13 protein-coding genes are annotated in these 15,239 nt (G+C 75.2%); 5 read left to right on the forward strand and 8 right to left on the reverse strand.

The window, feature by feature from the left end; translation table 11 throughout:
- Positions 1–3: 3 nt before the first annotated feature.
- Together ACIA8O_RS07450 and kynU are read left to right on the forward strand one after the other, a co-directional pair.
- The gene (locus ACIA8O_RS07450) at positions 4–837 is read left to right on the forward strand and encodes a tryptophan 2,3-dioxygenase (protein ID WP_396292606.1); all 834 of its coding nucleotides are present in this window, start codon (positions 4–6) and stop codon (positions 835–837) included.
- Positions 834–2,075 carry a kynureninase gene (gene kynU / locus ACIA8O_RS07455; RefSeq protein WP_396292607.1) on the forward strand — a complete coding sequence of 414 codons (1,242 nt, stop codon included), beginning with the start codon at positions 834–836 and terminating at the stop codon, positions 2,073–2,075. The genes ACIA8O_RS07450 and kynU overlap by 4 nt, the downstream gene beginning before the upstream one ends.
- Positions 2,076–2,219: 144 nt before the next feature.
- Here kynU and ACIA8O_RS07460 read toward each other — a convergent pair whose 3' ends face one another.
- The 4 genes from ACIA8O_RS07460 to ACIA8O_RS07475 form a co-directional block, all read right to left on the reverse strand.
- Positions 2,220–4,859 (reverse strand): SAV_2336 N-terminal domain-related protein, encoded by a 2,640-nt coding sequence (locus tag ACIA8O_RS07460; protein ID WP_396292608.1) that lies wholly within the window; start codon positions 4,857–4,859, stop codon positions 2,220–2,222.
- Positions 4,849–5,856, reverse strand: coding sequence for an AAA family ATPase (locus ACIA8O_RS07465; RefSeq protein WP_396292609.1), 1,008 nt, complete (start codon positions 5,854–5,856; stop codon positions 4,849–4,851). Before ACIA8O_RS07465 ends, ACIA8O_RS07460 begins: the two co-directional genes overlap by 11 nt.
- Positions 5,857–5,955: 99 nt before the next feature.
- Positions 5,956–7,806, reverse strand: coding sequence for a trypsin-like peptidase domain-containing protein (locus tag ACIA8O_RS07470; protein ID WP_396292610.1), 1,851 nt, complete (start codon positions 7,804–7,806; stop codon positions 5,956–5,958).
- Positions 7,807–7,840: 34 nt separating this feature from the next.
- Positions 7,841–8,185 carry a CU044_2847 family protein gene (locus ACIA8O_RS07475; RefSeq protein ID WP_396292611.1) on the reverse strand — a complete coding sequence of 115 codons (345 nt, stop codon included), beginning with the start codon at positions 8,183–8,185 and terminating at the stop codon, positions 7,841–7,843.
- Positions 8,186–8,357: 172 nt separating this feature from the next.
- Between ACIA8O_RS07475 and ACIA8O_RS07480 the strand changes: the two genes are divergently transcribed.
- Entirely contained in the window at positions 8,358–8,852 is a 495-nt protein-coding gene (locus ACIA8O_RS07480; protein ID WP_396292612.1) for a hypothetical protein, read from the forward strand.
- A 73-nt stretch (positions 8,853–8,925) separates the two neighbouring features.
- On the opposite strand, the gene ACIA8O_RS07485 is transcribed toward ACIA8O_RS07480, so the two are convergent.
- The gene (locus ACIA8O_RS07485) at positions 8,926–10,494 is read right to left on the reverse strand and encodes a choice-of-anchor A family protein (protein ID WP_396292613.1); all 1,569 of its coding nucleotides are present in this window, start codon (positions 10,492–10,494) and stop codon (positions 8,926–8,928) included.
- A gap of 227 nt (positions 10,495–10,721) precedes the next feature.
- On the opposite strand from ACIA8O_RS07485, the gene ACIA8O_RS07490 reads away from it, so the two are divergent.
- Both ACIA8O_RS07490 and ACIA8O_RS07495 read left to right on the forward strand, forming a co-directional pair.
- The gene (locus ACIA8O_RS07490; RefSeq protein ID WP_396292614.1) at positions 10,722–11,204 is read left to right on the forward strand and encodes a DUF2269 family protein; all 483 of its coding nucleotides are present in this window, start codon (positions 10,722–10,724) and stop codon (positions 11,202–11,204) included.
- Between the two features lie 94 nt (positions 11,205–11,298).
- Positions 11,299–12,096: an inositol monophosphatase family protein gene (locus tag ACIA8O_RS07495; protein WP_396292615.1), complete on the forward strand. Its 798-nt coding sequence runs from the start codon at positions 11,299–11,301 to the stop codon at positions 12,094–12,096.
- Here the strand turns inward: ACIA8O_RS07495 and ACIA8O_RS07500 are convergent.
- From ACIA8O_RS07500 to ACIA8O_RS07510, 3 genes are read right to left on the reverse strand one after another with little or no spacing between them, the layout of a single operon-like run.
- Positions 12,093–12,974: an amidohydrolase family protein gene (locus tag ACIA8O_RS07500; protein WP_396292616.1), complete on the reverse strand. Its 882-nt coding sequence runs from the start codon at positions 12,972–12,974 to the stop codon at positions 12,093–12,095. The two genes, ACIA8O_RS07495 and ACIA8O_RS07500, sit on opposite strands and share 4 nt — an antisense overlap.
- On the reverse strand, positions 12,971–14,605 hold the full coding sequence (locus tag ACIA8O_RS07505) for an acyl-CoA dehydrogenase family protein (RefSeq protein ID WP_396292617.1): 1,635 nt from the start codon (positions 14,603–14,605) through the stop codon (positions 12,971–12,973). The genes ACIA8O_RS07500 and ACIA8O_RS07505 overlap by 4 nt, the downstream gene beginning before the upstream one ends.
- Positions 14,598–15,215 carry a TetR/AcrR family transcriptional regulator gene (locus ACIA8O_RS07510; protein WP_396292618.1) on the reverse strand — a complete coding sequence of 206 codons (618 nt, stop codon included), beginning with the start codon at positions 15,213–15,215 and terminating at the stop codon, positions 14,598–14,600. The genes ACIA8O_RS07505 and ACIA8O_RS07510 overlap by 8 nt, the downstream gene beginning before the upstream one ends.
- Positions 15,216–15,239: the final 24 nt, after the last annotated feature.

The raw sequence follows: 15,239 nt of genomic DNA on the forward strand, positions 1-15,239 counted from the left end.
GCCATGGCGGCAGATCCCCAGGTCAGTACCCCGAAACTCGCCTTCGGCTCCGCCGAGGAGCCGGAGGCCAGCACCCCCTACGCGCAGTACGCCAAGCTGGACGTGCTGCACAGCCTCCAGCAGCCGCGCAGCAAGGTGGACGCCGAGCTGTCCTTCATCATCACCACCCAGGTGATGGAGCTGCTCTTCGACCTGCTCCGGCACGAGTGGACGACCGCTCAGCACGCGCTGCGCGAGGACGACCTGACGGCGGCTCACGCGGCGCTCAAGCGCGGCCACCACGTCCAGGACGTGCTGGTGAACTCCTGGGACCTGCTGGCCACCATGACGCCGATGGAGTTCGCGGCCTTCCGCCCGGTGTTCGGCGAGGCCAGCGGCTTCCAGTCCTCGGCCTTCCTCCGCCTGGAGTTCATGCTCGGCAACAAGAGCGCCCGGCTGCTGACGATGTACCAGGGCACGCCCTCGGTGCACTCCGAGCTGACCGCCGCGCTGCACGCGCCCGGCCTGTACGACGAGGCGCTGGCCCTGCTGGCCCGGCGCGGACTGGCCGTGGACGTGGCGCCCGGCCCGGAGCGGCACCAGGAGAGCGAGCAGGTCACCGCCGCCTGGCACCAGGTCTACACCGACCCGGAGCTGGCCGACCTGGTCCTGCTGGGCGAAGCGCTGCTGGACACCGCCGAGCGGGTCACCCGTTGGCGCCAGCGGCACTACTCCGCGGTCAAGCGCTCGATGGGGGCCAAGCCGGGCAGCGGCGGCTCCAGCGGGCTGAGCTGGCTGAAGCAGTCCGCCGACCAGGACGTCTTCCCCGAGCTGTGGAACGTGAGGAACACCCTGTGAGCACCACCACCCGGGAGCAGTGCGCCGCCCTGGACGCGGCCGACCCGCTGGCCGCCTTCCGCGCCGAGTTCGTCCTCCCCGAGGGCGTGATCTACCTGGACGGCAACTCGCTCGGCGTGCTGCCCGCCCGCACCTCCGGCCGGGTCCGAGAGCTGGTCGAGGTGGAGTGGGGCGAGCGGCTGATCCGCAGCTGGAACGAGGCCGGCTGGTTCGAGCAGCCGCACCGCCTGGGCGCCCGGGTGGCGCCGATGGTCGGCGCCGCGCCGGGCCAGGTGGTGGTCTGCGACACCACCTCGGTCAACCTCTTCAAGGTGCTGGCCGCCGCGCTGCGGCTGCGCCCCGGCCGCTCCACCGTGCTGGCCGAGCGGGCCGCCTTCCCGACCGACCTCTACATCGCCGAGGGCGTCACCTCGCTGGCCGGCGGCGGCGCGCACACCGTGCTGCTGGACTCGGCGGAGCAGCTGGACGAGGCGCTCGGCGAGGACACCGCCGTGGTGGTGCTCTCCCAGGTGGACTACCGCACCGGCGAACTGCTGGACATGGCCTCGATCACCCGCCAGGTGCAGGCCGCCGGCGCCCTGATGGTCTGGGACGTCTGCCACGCGGTCGGCGCACTGCCCGTCGAACTCGACGCCTGCGGCGTGGACTTCGCGGTCGGCTGCACCTACAAGTACCTGAACGGCGGCCCCGGCTCGCCCGCCTTCCTGTACGTGGCGGAGCGTCACCTGGGCGTCGCCGAGCAGCCGTTGAGCGGCTGGTTCGGCCACGCGAAGCCCTTCGACTTCACCCCCGGCTACCAGCCGGTGGCGGGCATCGGCCGCTTCCTGACCAGCTCGCCCTCGCTGCTCGGCCAGGCCGCGCTGGGCGCTTCGCTGGACGTCTGGGAGAAGGCCGACCTGGCGGCGGTGCGGGCCAAGAGCCTGGCGCTGACCGACCTGTTCATCGAGCTGGTCGAGCCGCTGGCCGGGCACGGCGTCGAGGTGGTGACCCCGCGGGAGCACGCGCGGCGCGGCAGCCAGGTCGCGCTGCGGCACCCGGACGGGTATCCGGTGGTGCAGGCGCTGATCGAGCGCGGGGTGATCGGCGACTTCCGGGCGCCGGACCTGATGCGCTTCGGGTTCACCCCGCTCTACCTGTCGTACACCGAAGTCTGGGACGCGGCACGGCACTTGACCGAGGTCCTGGAGAGCGGCGAGTGGCGGGACGAACGCTTCTCCCGCCGCGGCGCGGTCACCTGAGGCACGACGCCCGGTTGCAGCGACCCGGGGGCGCGAGGAACTGCGCGAATCGGAAGGCGGCCCACCGGCAACTGAACCACCGTCAGCCAGTTGCACGTGCTGCCGTTCCCCCGCGCGCAGTTCCCCGCGCCCCTGGTGTGACCACTAACCACGGGCCGGGCGGTCGGCGAGGGTGACGATCTGTTCGGCGATGCGGTGGACGGCCAGCTCGTAGGACGGGCGGTCCAGGGCGCGCAGGCCCTGGTCGGCGTAGCGGGCCCCGAGGGTGCGGTCGCGGTAGTCGAACTGGCGGGCCAGGGTCGGTAGTTCCCGGTGGTCCAGCGGGTCCCAGAAGACCGGGACGGTGGCCCGGCGGTGGGCGCCGAAGGCGGACCACTCGCGGGCGGCGCGGTGGTTGCGGAAGCAGCCGTGCCCGTAGAGGGGGACGAACACCTCGCAGTGCCGGACGGCGTCCGGCTGGCCGGCCACGCCGGCCAGGTCGGAGAGCTGCCAGACCTCCTCGCAGAGGTCCTCGAAGAAGCGGTCGGCCCGCGGGTCGGGGTCGGTGTCCCGGGCCAGGTAGAAGTGCCTGCGCCCGGCGGCCGGGTTCCGCATGAAGACCAACTCCTGCTGACTGCCAAGGAGTTCGGTCCCCTCGTCGGCCCGGGCGGCCGCCTCGGCGAGCAGTTCGCCGAGGGTCAGCTCGGGCGGGCCGCCGGGCCAGCCGAAGCGGAACACCTCGTTGCAGAGCGAGGCCAGCGAACGGGCGCCGCGGGGGCGGTCGAACCAGACCTGGGCCGAGACCCCGGCGTCCCGCTCGGCCAGTACCAGGGTCCGGGCCGGGCTCTTCACCAGCGCCCGGGCCGCGAGTTCGGCACCGGGGTCGAAGCCGGGCGCGGCGGCCAGCAGCACCAGCAGGGTGTCCTCGGCGTTGCGGGCGGCCGTCCGCAACGCCTCCCGGAAGCCCTCCGGGTCGCTGCCCGCCCAGACCTGGCCGCGCGGCAGGCCGACCAGGTCGCGGTCGGTGAGGTGGGCCGCCAACTGGTCGACCTCCTCGGCCTCTTCGGAGTACAGCACCGCCCAGGAGCGGGCGGGGTCGATCCGGGCCGCCTGCCGGGGCACCTCCACCCCGACGATGCCCAGCGCCGCCGGGCTGACCAGGGCGAACGGGCGCCGCTCGGCGGTCAGCGGGGCGCCCTCGGTGTCGGTGGCCGCGATGGCCGCGATCTCGTCCGGCACCCGCCCCGCCCGGGCCGCCACCTCCTCCCCCACCCGCACCAGCAGGCCGACCGCCTGGTGGGTGACCGAGCGCGGCAGCGTGTGCACCAGCAACTCCCGCACGCCCGGCCGGAAGTCGAAGCGCTCGGGGTGGCCGGGCCGCTCCACCAGGAGGCCGCTCACCACCAGTTCGGCCAGCTGCTGCGGCCGGGGGCGGGGGATCGCGGCGTGCTGGAGCAGCCGCAGCACCGGCAGGGCCGGGGTGGTCAGGGCCGCCAGCCCCGCCAGGGTGTACGCCTCGCGGGAGGCCGTGGCCCGGAAGCGGCGCACCGCCTCGGCGGGCGTCAGCTCACCCGGGGCCGGGCTGCCCGGGCGGGCGGGGGCCGGGGCCACCCCGAGGCGGACGGCGGCGCCGACCACCTCCGCACCGCCCGGACTGCCCACCAGCTGCGCCCAGTTGCCCAGCCAGGCCGCGTCCGCCTCCAGCACCGGGAGGACCAGGCCGGTGTCCCCGGGCCGCTCCGCCCGGCAGTCGGGGAGGTCCGGGAGTTCCAGCGGGGTGAAGCCGTACGCCGGGTTGGCCGCGCCCGCCTCGGGGGAGGTGAGCAGGCCGGCGGCGGCCGGGAGCGCGGTGAGCGGCCAGAGGCGCTCCGGGAGGGGCTGGAGCAGGGCGACCGGGCCGAGGCGGGCCAGACCGGTGAGGGTCCGGTGCCAGCGCTCCCCCGGGCGGCCCGGGCGCCACTGCGGGCCCATCGCGTCGCTGAGCACCAGGGTGGCGGTGCGGGGGCCGGGCTGACCGCCGGTCAGGGTGCCGTCCGGGGCCAGCCAGGCGCGGGTCACCTGGCGGAAGGCGCCGGTCTGCCGCAGCAGGACCCGCAGTTCGCGGGCCAGCGGGCGCCAGAGCGCCATGGTCGGGCCGGTGTCCAGCACCAGACGGAGCGTCAGCCAGCGTTCGCTGCCCGGGCGCAGCACCGGAAGCCAGTGCACCGGGCCGGGGCCGCGGAGCGCCTCGGCGAGGCGCTCCGCGGTGGCGGTCTCGTCCAGCACCGTCCGGTGCGGGTCCGGCACGTGCCGCTTCAACGGGCGCAGCGCCCGCTGGAGGTCGAGCGGGCGGGCCAGCATCGGGGCGCTCGGCGCCGCGACGGTGCTGCCGCCGGGCAGCCCGCCGGGCGCCTCGGCGGCCGGCAGGTGCAGCGCCAGCAACGACCCCCCGGGGCCCGGCTCCGGCCGCACCACCTCCGACCCCTCGGGCGTCACCTCGACGACGGGCTCGGCGGCCTTGCCCGGCAGCACCGTCCGGCCGGACACCGGGGCCGACCGCGCCGCCAGCCAGAGCAGCTCCGCCAACTCCACCGCGTCCGCCCCGGGCCGCCCCAGCCCGCCGAGCACCTCCGCCAGCCGGTCCACCTGCGCACCCCCGGGCACCGGAGCGTCCCGCCCCGCGGCCGGCCCCTCCGCGGCGGGCCCTCCGGGCTTCTCCGGCTCCGTTCCGGCAGCCGACGGCAGCCCCTGCGCCGCAGGCAGCACGGCGTCGGGGTCGGGGGCCGACGGGTCGGCCGGGGTGCGGGCCGGGGGTTCAGAGGTCATCGTCGTCCCGGCCTCTGCTGAGGTAGGCCATCACGCGGGCGGCGAGGGCGGCGCGGTCGGCCTGGTCGGTGAGTTCGGGGCGGGTGGTGAGGTAGATGGCGTTGAGGAGCTGGTCGGTGGCCAACTCGCCCTCGCCCCGGCGCTCCAGGAAGACCTGGAGGATCTCGGCGACCACCGCGCGGTCGGCCTCCGGCAGGTGGGAGCGGACGATCTCGGCCAGCTCGCTGCCCTCGGGCCGCTTCAGCTCCAGGACCACGCAGCGCCGCAGGAAGGCCGCCGGGAACTCCCGCTCGGCGTTGCTGGTGAGCACCGTGAAGGGGAAGGCCCGGCACCGCACCCGCCCCCCGGTCACCGGCGCCCGCCCGTGCCCGTCGGCGGTGAGCACCTGCGCGACGGGCTGCTGCGGCGCCGCCCGCACCAGCTCGTCGATCTCGTACTGCCCGTCCTCCAGGACGTGCAGCAGGTCGTTGGGCAGGTCGAGGTCGCCCTTGTCGATCTCGTCGATCAGCAGCGCCCGCGGCCGCGCGTACGGGAGCAGCGCGGTGCCCAGCGGCCCGAGCCGCAGGTGCTCGTCCAGCCCGGCGCCGGTGGCCTCGGGGCCGGCCTGGTTGGCGGCGTAGAGGCGGGAGAGCGGGTCGTACTGGTAGAGGCCGTCGCGCAGGGTGGCCCGGCTGGTGATGTTCCAGCGCAGCACCGGGCCGAGGCCCAACTCCCGGGCCACCGCGTACGGGAGGCTGGACTTGCCGCTGCCGGGCGGGCCGGTGACCAGCAGCGGGCGCCGCAGGTGGAGCGCGGCGTTGACCAGTTCGACGGTCTCCGGGGTGGGCCGGAAGGTGGCGGCCCGGTGGCCGGCCGAGGCAGCGGAGGGGTCGGCCTCGGGGGCGGGGGTGGCCAGCGGCGGGCCACCGTCGAAGGCCCGCCAGGGCGGCGGTGCGGGCAGGGCGGCGAGACCGTCGTGGGGCTGCTCGGCGCCCCGGTAGATCCGCTGCAACGGCATGGCACTCTCCTGCGGCTGGCCCCGCCGCACGGGCGGGAGGTGACGGACGGTCAGACGGGGCGGTCAGGGCCGCTGGGGCGGTCAGGGCTGCTGGGGTGGTCAGGGCTGCTGGGGCGGCGGGTCGGTCGGCGGGAGCGGGTACGGCCGGTGCGGGCTGGGCAGGAGTAACGGGTCCTCCCAGAGCAGCACCAGCCCGGCCGCCCAGTGTCCGGCCGGGTCGCCGCCCTCCTCCGCCTGGTGCCGCAACTGCTTGATCCGCTCCGGTAGTTCGGACGGCGGGGTGCCGGCCAGCTCGACCGCCAGTCTGGCAGTGAAGGACCTCCCCCGGCACGCGCGGCCGGGCTGGTGCCGTTCCGAACAGGTCCACTCCGGCCAGATCACCGCGTGCACCCCGGATCCGAGCGCGGCGTCCAGCAGCGGGGCGTACCGGCGGGCCTTGGGCGAGCCGGGGAGCACCGGCAGCTGGGGGCGCTCGACCGGGCGGAGCAGGTGGTAGAGGGTGCGGGCCTCGCCGGGCTCGGCGCAGTCCACCGGGTGGGCCAGGGTGCGGCGTTCGTCGCGCCGCAGCGCCCAGTTGAGCTCCAGGGTGCGGCGGTCGGCGGCGGAGTCGCGGCGTTGGCGGTCGACCACCACCACGGGGTGGTCGGCGCCGAGCGGGCCGAAGGAGTGCTTGCCGGTCCAGGCGTGCACCGGCACGGTGAGCAGCTTGCGGGGCAGTACGAAGACCACCAGCTCGGCGCCGTCGGACTCCAGCCGGCCGAGCTGGTCCTCGATCTCGCGGAGCACCTCGGTCTGCAGGTCGCCGCCGGAGAGGGTGCGCGGCACGGCGGGCCCCGGCTCGCCGTCGCGCACCGTCCGGACCGCGACGGTGTAGCGGCCGCGTCCGGCGCCACTGTGGCCGATCTCGACCAGGATCGGCCGCCAGCGCCGGGCCGCGGTCCGGCCGGGGTGCACCAGCCGGATGCCGCCGTCGGCGAGCCGGAGCAGCCGGTGCCGGCGGTCCCGCTGCTCCGCGGTGGCGTCCCCAGCGGACTCGGCGAGCAGCGCGGCGAACTCGCGCACGGGGTGACGGCCGGTCAGCGGGCCGGTCACCTCGGAGAGCAGGTACCAGCAGGTCTCCCAGAGGGTTCCGGGCCTGGTCGGCGGGTCCAGCAGGCCCTGGGCGGCGGTGGCGGTCCGGTAGAGCTCCAGCGGGTCCAGGGGCCCCGGCCCGGTGGCGGCGGAGGCACTGACGCCGGCCACCAGCCCGCGCAACTCCCGCACCTGCTCCGGCGGGAGGGCCGCTCCGGGGATCAGGTCGGCCAGCTCGGGCACGTAGCGGGCCAGCGCCCCGGCGGGCAGCATCTGGCCGATCCGCAGCGCGGGCGGGGTGCGGCCGTCCGGCCCGGGCGGCAGGTGGCGGCCGAGGGTGTCCTGGGCCGCCGTCACGATGCCGACCAGCTCCCCGGTGTCGGAGTCCACCACCGGGCCGCCGCTGAAGCCGGGCGAGAGCGGCATGCCCTGGCCGTCGTGCTCCAACTGCACCAGCTCGCCGCCGATCAGCAGCCCGGCCCGGGTCGGCCGGATCTCGCTGCTGCGCCCGGCGTCGTGGCCGAACGGGAAGCCGTGCGCGGTCAGCCCCGGGTAGGGCGGGCGGTCCCAGTGGTGCAGCGGGGCGAACGGCGCGGGCCTGGCCACCCGGTCCGGCACCGGCTCCGCCAGCTCCAGCACGGCCACGTCCCCGGTGCCGTCCCGGCCGTGCCGCCCGCTGGGCCAGGGCCCCCGGCGCAGCACGGTGGCGGGCAGCGCCGGGTGGTCGGGCCGGTGCGCGAGGCGGACGGTGACGGCGGCGTGCCCGTGCACCACGTGGGCACAGGTCAGCACGTGCCGGTCGGTGACCAGCACCCCGGCGCCCACCGTGGGCTCGGGGCCACCGGTGTCGATCCGGGCCAGCCAGTACGGGTACGCCATCGCGGCTGCTCGGGCCCGTCGTCCGCCGGCCCGCTCAGGCCGAACGGCCGGGCGCCCAGCTGAGCCTGACGGTCAGATGGGCCTCGGCGGCGGTCTTGGCGATCAGTGCCCCGGCCTCGGCGGTGAGCTTCACGCCGAACTCCAGCTCCACCTCGTCGGGGGCCAGGCTGCCGCCCCGGAAGACCGCCAGCGCGGACTCGGCGGCCGAGCGCACTCCCGCCAGGGCCTGCTCGAAGGTCTCCCCGGCCCGCTCCACGGCCTGGGCCGCACCCCGGCCGACCGGCTGCATGCCGTACGGGTCGGCCGCAGCCGCCCCGGCGGCCTGCTCGACCCGGACCACCGCACCGTCGGCCGTCACGAACTCCGCGTACTGCGCCAAGACTTCCCCTCCCGGGCACAGGTCCGGCTGCCCCCGAACCGAACGCTCCGCGATCGTCGCACAGCAACGCCCGTCGCGCACCGGGTTCCGTCCGGTCGGGATCGAACCGGTAGGCGAACGAGTTCCGTCATTCTCCGTACATGACGTGTCATCAGACCGTAGGGTCGGGTTCATGGACATCGGACCTTTGGAGCCGAGCAAGGCTCAACTCCTGGTCGGACTCGTCGCGTTCTTCCTGTTGTTCGTCACGCTCGGCCGACTGCTGCTGCCCCGCGCGGAGCGGGTGCTGGCGGAGCGGTACGAGGCCACGGAGGGGAAGCTGGAGAAGGCCGAGGCCCTGCGGGCCGAGGCCGAGCAGGTGTACGCGGAGTACCGGCACGTGATCACCGAGGCCCACCACGAAGCAGCCCGGTTGCGGCAGCAGGCGGCCGAGGAGGGCGCCGCCGCGGTCGCAGCAGCACGGGCCGAGGGACAGCGCGAACGAGAACGGCTGGTCGGGTCGGCCCGGTCGTCCATCGCGATGGACAGCGACCTGGCCGCGCTCGAACTGCGGGTGCACGTCGGCGTGCTCGCGATCGACCTGGCCAGCCGGGTGGTCGGTGAGCCGCTGGACGGCTTCTCCGACCGGGCGGGCGTGGTGGAACGGTTCTTCGCCGAACCGCGCTGACGGCGCCCCTGACAGCACGGCGGTGCCCCGGACCCTGGGTGGGTCCGGGGCACCGCCGCGTTCAGGGGCTCGGTCAGCCGTGGCGGCCGCGGCGACGGCGCGACAGCCAGTAGGTCAGGCCACCGGTACCCGCCAGGGCTCCGGCGCCCAGCGCGGCCGGGAAGGCGAACCCGGCTCCGGTGATCGGCAGTTGGCCTCCTCCGCCGCCACCGTCACCGCTCTCGACCGGGACCGTCGGCACGATCCCTGATCCGGTCGGGCCAGGAGTGGTCGGCGCCGGGGTCGAGCCGGACGGGCTGGGGCTGGGCTCCGGCGGCACGGGGCCCGAGTGGGTCGGCTCCGGCGTCGGTGTGGGGGTGGGCGTCGGCGTAGGAGTCGGAGTGGGGGTCGGAGTCGGCGTAGGAGTGGGGGTCGGAGTCGGCGTCGGCGTCGGAGTGGGGGTCGGAGTCGGCGTAGGAGTCGGCGTCGGAGTGGGGGTCGGCGTCGGCGTCGGAGTGGGGGTCGGCGTCGGCGTCGGAGTGGGGGTCGGCGTCGGCGTCGGAGTGGGGGTCGGCGTGGGGGTGGTGCACTCCGGCATGTCGCCGTTGAAGGGATAGTTGTGGATCTCGCTGCCGCTGCTGCCCGTCTGGACCAGGTTGCCCGCGACGTAGACCCGGCCGTTGAAGCCCGGGGTCTGGAGGGTGGTGGTGCCCGCCTTGTTGGCGCTCATCAGGGAGCCCTGGAACTGGGCGCCGCCCATGATGGTCGCGGTGGTGGCGTTCGGGAAGTTCCACAGCAGGTTCGGGCGCAGGTCCGTGAACGGGTCGCCGTCCAGCCCGTTGCCGGTGTTGGTGTTGATCACCGGGTTGTCGCCCAGCATGTTGATGATGACCGTGGCCCCGGCCGGGATGCCGGTGATGACGAAGTCGGCCGCACTGGTGGGCGAGCCCAGGTTGCCGGGCACGTTGAAGATCTGACGGGCGCTCGTGCCGTCGCCGGTGAAGGTGACCTGGTTGCCCGAGGTGGTCACGGTGCCGTTGGCGACCTGGGTGGAGGCGCAGGTGGAGAGCTCGGCCAGTTGGTCCGGGATGCCGGAGTACTGGTCCCCCGCCGTGGCGTCCTGGACCGCCTGGCCGGTCGGCACCACGTTGACCGTGCCGCTCAGCGTGCCGCCGTAGCGGAGGTTGCCGTAGGCGAGGGCGCCGAAGGTGTCGGTGGTGCCGCCGACCTCGACGGTGTTGCCGCCGGCCACCGTGACGTTCCCGCCGACGGTCACGAAGTCGGTGCCGTTGGAGGGGACCACCCGGGAGCCGACACCGGCCACCGCCATGTTGAAGAGGCCGCCGCCGTTCTTGTTCACCGAGAAGTCCCCGAGCGTGACGACCTTGCCCTCGGCCTCGGCGGCCCGCCCGGCCACCGAGTAGTTCCCGCCGACGAAGACGTTGATGGTGTCGTCACGGCCGACCACGCTCCCGTTGTTCGGCGGCGGCCAGACCGAGGGGCAGCCGGGCCCGCTGCACGGGCCGAGCGGCGGCGAGAGCGGCGCCGCCGAGACGAGCACGCTGACCAGCGCCACCGGCACCACCGCCGCCGCGGCCGCCAGGCCGAGCCTGCGGGCCGTCGGCCGCGGGCCGCTCCGCTCCTGACGTTCGGTCACTCGCACGGGGAACCCCTCTGTTCGACTACGGCCACCCACACCACAGCGGCATGACCGGCCCATTGAACGCCCATAAATCGGGACGAGGAGGATGCCACGCTCTATTTCGTGACAGATGGCAACAAACGCGCCGTGCATGACCGCCCGTCGGACGTACACCCGGCCGGTCGGCCTGGGCCACCCGGGTGTTAGCGTGCTGGCGTCCCGCCCCACCGCTCCGGAGGAACCGACCCATGACCAAGCTGCTGCTCAGCCTGCACGTCCTGGCCGCAGTGCTCTTCATCGGGCCGGTGGCGGTGACGGTGAGCATGTTCCCGCGCCGGGCGAAGGCCGCGCTCGCGGGCGGGGAGGACCGGCCGCAGGCCGAGGCCTCGGTGCGGCTGCTGCACCGGATCACCCAGGTCTACGCGCTGCTCGGGCTGGCGGTGCCGCTGCTGGGGATCGGCACGGCCCAGGTGATGGGCGTGATGGGCGACGCCTGGCTGATCACCTCGATGGTGCTCACCGGGCTGGCGGCGGCGCTGATGCTGCTCTTCGTGGTGCCCGGCCAGCAGGCCACCATCGACGCGCTCGACGCCCCGCAGGACCGGGCCGAGCAGGACCGCGCCGTCAAGTGTCTGCGCCTGCTCCCGATGACCGCCGGCCTCTTCAACCTGCTCTGGGCGGTGGTCACCGTCCTGATGGTGATCCGCCCCGGTTCGACCACCGGCGCCTGATCCGTTCGCCCTCGGATTCACGTCAGCTGGTTCGCCTTCCGCCCGATCACGGTACCTCTCTGTGCAGTAACCGTGACCAGAGGGAGCGCAAGGCATGAAGGAGTGTTCGATACCCGAAGTCACCACCGCGGTGCGGGCGGTCGGTGAGTTCCTGACGGAGCGCCAGTCGGCCCGGCCCTGGCCGGGACGGACCATGGCCGAGGCCCTGGCCGCCCTCGCGTGGGTGGAGGAGCCGGCCACGGCGCAGCTGCGGGAGCGCCTCGGGGCGCTCCGCCCCGGAGCCGGCTGGCTGGACGGGGAGTCCGCCACCGGGGTGCCCGCGGACGGCGAGTGGTGGTCCTGCGACACCACCGACGGGGCCGTGCAGTACCTGAACGCGCTGCCGCACTGGGCCGTCACCGCCACCCTGCTGCGCGACGGCGAGCCGGTGCTCGCGGTGGTGCACGCCCCGTGCCTGCGCGCCACCTACACCGCCGAACTCGGCGGCGGCGCACGGCTGAACGGCCGGGCCATCGCCCCGCCGGACCGGGACCCGGACACCTGCGTGATCGGCACCGGGCAGCCTCCGGCGGCCGGCCGGGAGGAGCTGCGCCGGGCCGGGGAGTCCCTGACCGCCGTCGCGGCCCGGGTGCTGGCGGTGCGCGACCTCGGCCCGGTGGCGCTCCAGCTGGCCCAGGTCGGCTCGGGCCAGCTGAACGGCTTCTGGGAGCACGGCCCCGACCCGGTCGGCCTGCTGCCCGGGGCCCTGATCGCCCGCGAGGCGGGCGCCCTGGTGACGGACACCGAGGGCAGGCGGTGGACCCCGGCGGCGGACGGCCTGCTGGCCGCCCACCCCCGGCTGCACCCCGGCCTGCTCGACGCACTCGCCCCGGCCGGGCAGTTGAGCCCCTAGGCCGCGGCCAGACCGAACAGGCGGGCGCCGTTGTCGTGGCAGACCGCCCGGAGCCAGTCGTCGCCCAGCCCGAGGCCCGCGAGGGCGCGGAGCTGGGCGACGTACGGGTAGGGGATGTTCGGGTAGTCGCTGCCGAGCAGCACCCGGTCGCCCAGGTCGGCCAGCCGGGGCAGCAGTTCCCGGGGGTAGGGCGCGAGTTCCTCGCTGAACTCGGTGAAGGCCATGGTGGTGTCCAGGTGCACCCCGGGGTGGCGCTCGGCCAGCTCCAGGAACTCCCGGTACTCCGGCAGGCCCAGGTGGGCGACCACCAGCCGCAGACGGGGGTGCCTGGCCAGCACCTCGGCGACCGGGCCGGGGCCGGTGTGCTTGCCCGGCGCCGGGCCGGAGCCGCAGTGCGTCACCACCGGCACGCCGGCCTCGGCCAGCTGCCCCCAGACCGGGTCCAGCAGCGGGTCAGCCGGGTCGTAGTCGCCCACCTGGACGTGGCACTTGAAGACCCGGGCGCCGTCGGCCAGAGCCTTCGCCACGTAGTCCGCCGCCTCCGGTTCGGGGTAGCAGGTGGCGGTGTGCAGGCAGTCCGGCGTGCGGGCGGCGAACTCCGCCGACCAGGAGTTCAGCCAGGCGGCCATCCCGGGCTTGTGCGGGTAGAGCATCGAGGTGAACGCGCGCACCCCGAACTCCCGCAGCCGGGCGACCCGTTGGTCCTCCTCCTCGCGGTAGGTGATGGGCCAGGCCCGCCCGGTCAGCGGGCCGACCGCGTCGAAGTAGGCCCAGACCTTGGCCAGCACCCGTTCCGGCATGAAGTGGGTGTGCACGTCGACCAGCCCGGGCAGCCCCAACCCCTGCCAGAACGCCCGGACTTCGGCCGCCTCGCTCATGCGGGCAGCGCCGCGGCCCGGGCCAGCACGGCGGCGGTGTCCACCCCGGTCGGCAGGGTGCCGAAGGCACCGCCGTGCTCGCCGCCCAGCCGGGAGGCGCAGAACGCGTCGGCCACCGCCGGGTCGCCGTACCGGACCAGCAGCGAGCCCTGGAAGGCCAGCGCGATCGACTCCACCAACCGGCGGGTGCGGTACTCGAGTTCGGTGGTCTCGCCGAGCTGCTTGCGCAGACCGGCCACCGCCGCGTCCAGCCGCCGGTCCGCCCCGGCGGCCGCGTCCAGCTCGCCGAGCAGCGCCTCCACCGTCTCCGGGCGGCGGGCCATCGCCCGCAGCGCGTCCAGCGCGGCCACGTTCCCCGAGCCCTCCCAGATGGAGACCAGCGGGGCCTCCCGGTAGAGCCGGGGCATGCCGGACTCCTCGGCGTAGCCGTTGCCGCCGAAGCACTCCAGCGCCTCGGCGGCGTGCATCGGGCCGCGCTTGCAGACCCAGTACTTGGCCGCCGCCAGGCCCAGGCGCCGCACCAGCGCCTCCTGCTGGTCCCCCGCCAGCGCCCGGTCGGTGGCCTCGGCCAGCCGCAGCGCGACGGCGGTGGCGGCCTCGGACTCCACCACCAGGTCGGCCAGCACGTTGCGCATCAGCGGCTGGTCGACCAGCGCGGCGCCGAACGCCCGCCGGTGGGTGGTGTGGTGGAGCGCCCGGACGGCGCCGAGCCGCATCCCGGAGGCGGCGCCCAGGGTGCAGTCCAGCCGGGTCATGTTCACCATCTCAATGATGGTGGGCACGCCCCGGCCCTCCTCGCCGACCAGCCAGCCCACCGCACCGTCGTACTCCAGCTCGGCGGAGGCGTTGGAGCGGTTGCCCAGCTTGTCCTTGAGCCGCTGGATCCGCAGCCGGTTGCGCCCGCCGTCCGGCAGCACCCGGGGCAGCACGAAGCAGCTCAGCCCGCCGGGGGCCTGGGCCAGCGTCAGGAACAGGTCCGACATCGGGGCCGAGGTGAACCACTTGTGGCCGGTGATCCGGTACGTGCCGTCGGCCTGCGGCTCGGCGGTGGTGGTGTTGGCCCGGACGTCCGAGCCGCCCTGCTTCTCGGTCATCGACATGCCGGCGATCAGACCGCTCTTGCCGTGCGGCTCGCGCAGCCCGAAGTCGTAGGAGCGGGCGGCCAGCAGGGGTTCGTACTGCTCGGCCAGCGCCGGGGTGGCCCGCAGCGCGGGCACCGAGGCGTAGGTCATCGAGACCGGGCAGCTGTGCCCGGCCTCGACCTGGCCCCAGACGTAGAACTTGGCGGCCCGGGCGGTGTGCGCGCCGGGGCGGTCGTCCCGCCAGGGGGCGGCGTGCAGGCCGTGCTCCACCGCGACGGTCATCAGCTCGTGCCAGGCGGGGTGGAACTCCACCTCGTCGATCCGGTGGCCGTAGCGGTCGTGGGTGCGCAGCACCGGCTCGTACTCGTTGGCCAACCGGCCCCACTCGGCGGCCCGTTCGGTGCCGGCCAGCCGCCCGAGGACGTGCAGCTCCTGCTCGGCCCAGCCGGCCCCGGCCCGGTGCAGGGCGGCCAGCAGGGTCGGGTCGGCGGCCACGTCGTGGCCGTACAGGTCGGGCACCTGGTTGGTGACCTCGTGCGTGTCAGGCATCGTGCTGCCCCCCAAGGGCGCGTCGGGTGAAGGAGATGAGCGCCGGGATCACGTCGTCCCGGCCCAGGCCCGCGGCGAGCGGGCCGACCAGGGCCTCGCCGATCGCGCCCACCAGTGCGGCGGCGGTCAGCTCGGCGTCCTGCTCGGGCAGCCGGCCGTCGGCGACGGCCGGGGCTATCTGAGCGGCCATCAGGTCGCGGAAGGCCCGGCGGAACACCAGCCGCTCGGCGTCGACCACCCGGTCGGCGGGCTCGGCCAGCAGCGCGTACGCCAGCCGGGGCGCGGCCAGTGCGCGGGCGGCGAAGGTCTCCACCACGGCCGCCACCAGCCGGTGCGGCCCGGCCCCGTCGGCGGCCGCCTTGCCCACCGCCGCCTCCACCGCCGCGACCTCGCCGGTGACCACCGTCCGGAACAACTCCACCGACAGCTCGGCCTTCCCGGCGAAGTGCCGGTACATCGACCCGGTCGCGATCCCGGCCCGCTCCGCCACCGCCGCCATCGAACAGCCCGCGTACCCCCGCTCGGCCAGCAGTGCCACGGCCGCGGCCAGCACGGTCTCCCGCTGGGCGTCGAGGCGGGCTTGGACGGCGGGGGTGCGACGGTAGGCCATGGCAAGGATTGAAGCACTGATTCA

Source organism: Kitasatospora sp. NPDC051853, assembly GCF_044452665.1.
GTDB lineage: Bacteria > Actinomycetota > Actinomycetes > Streptomycetales > Streptomycetaceae > Kitasatospora.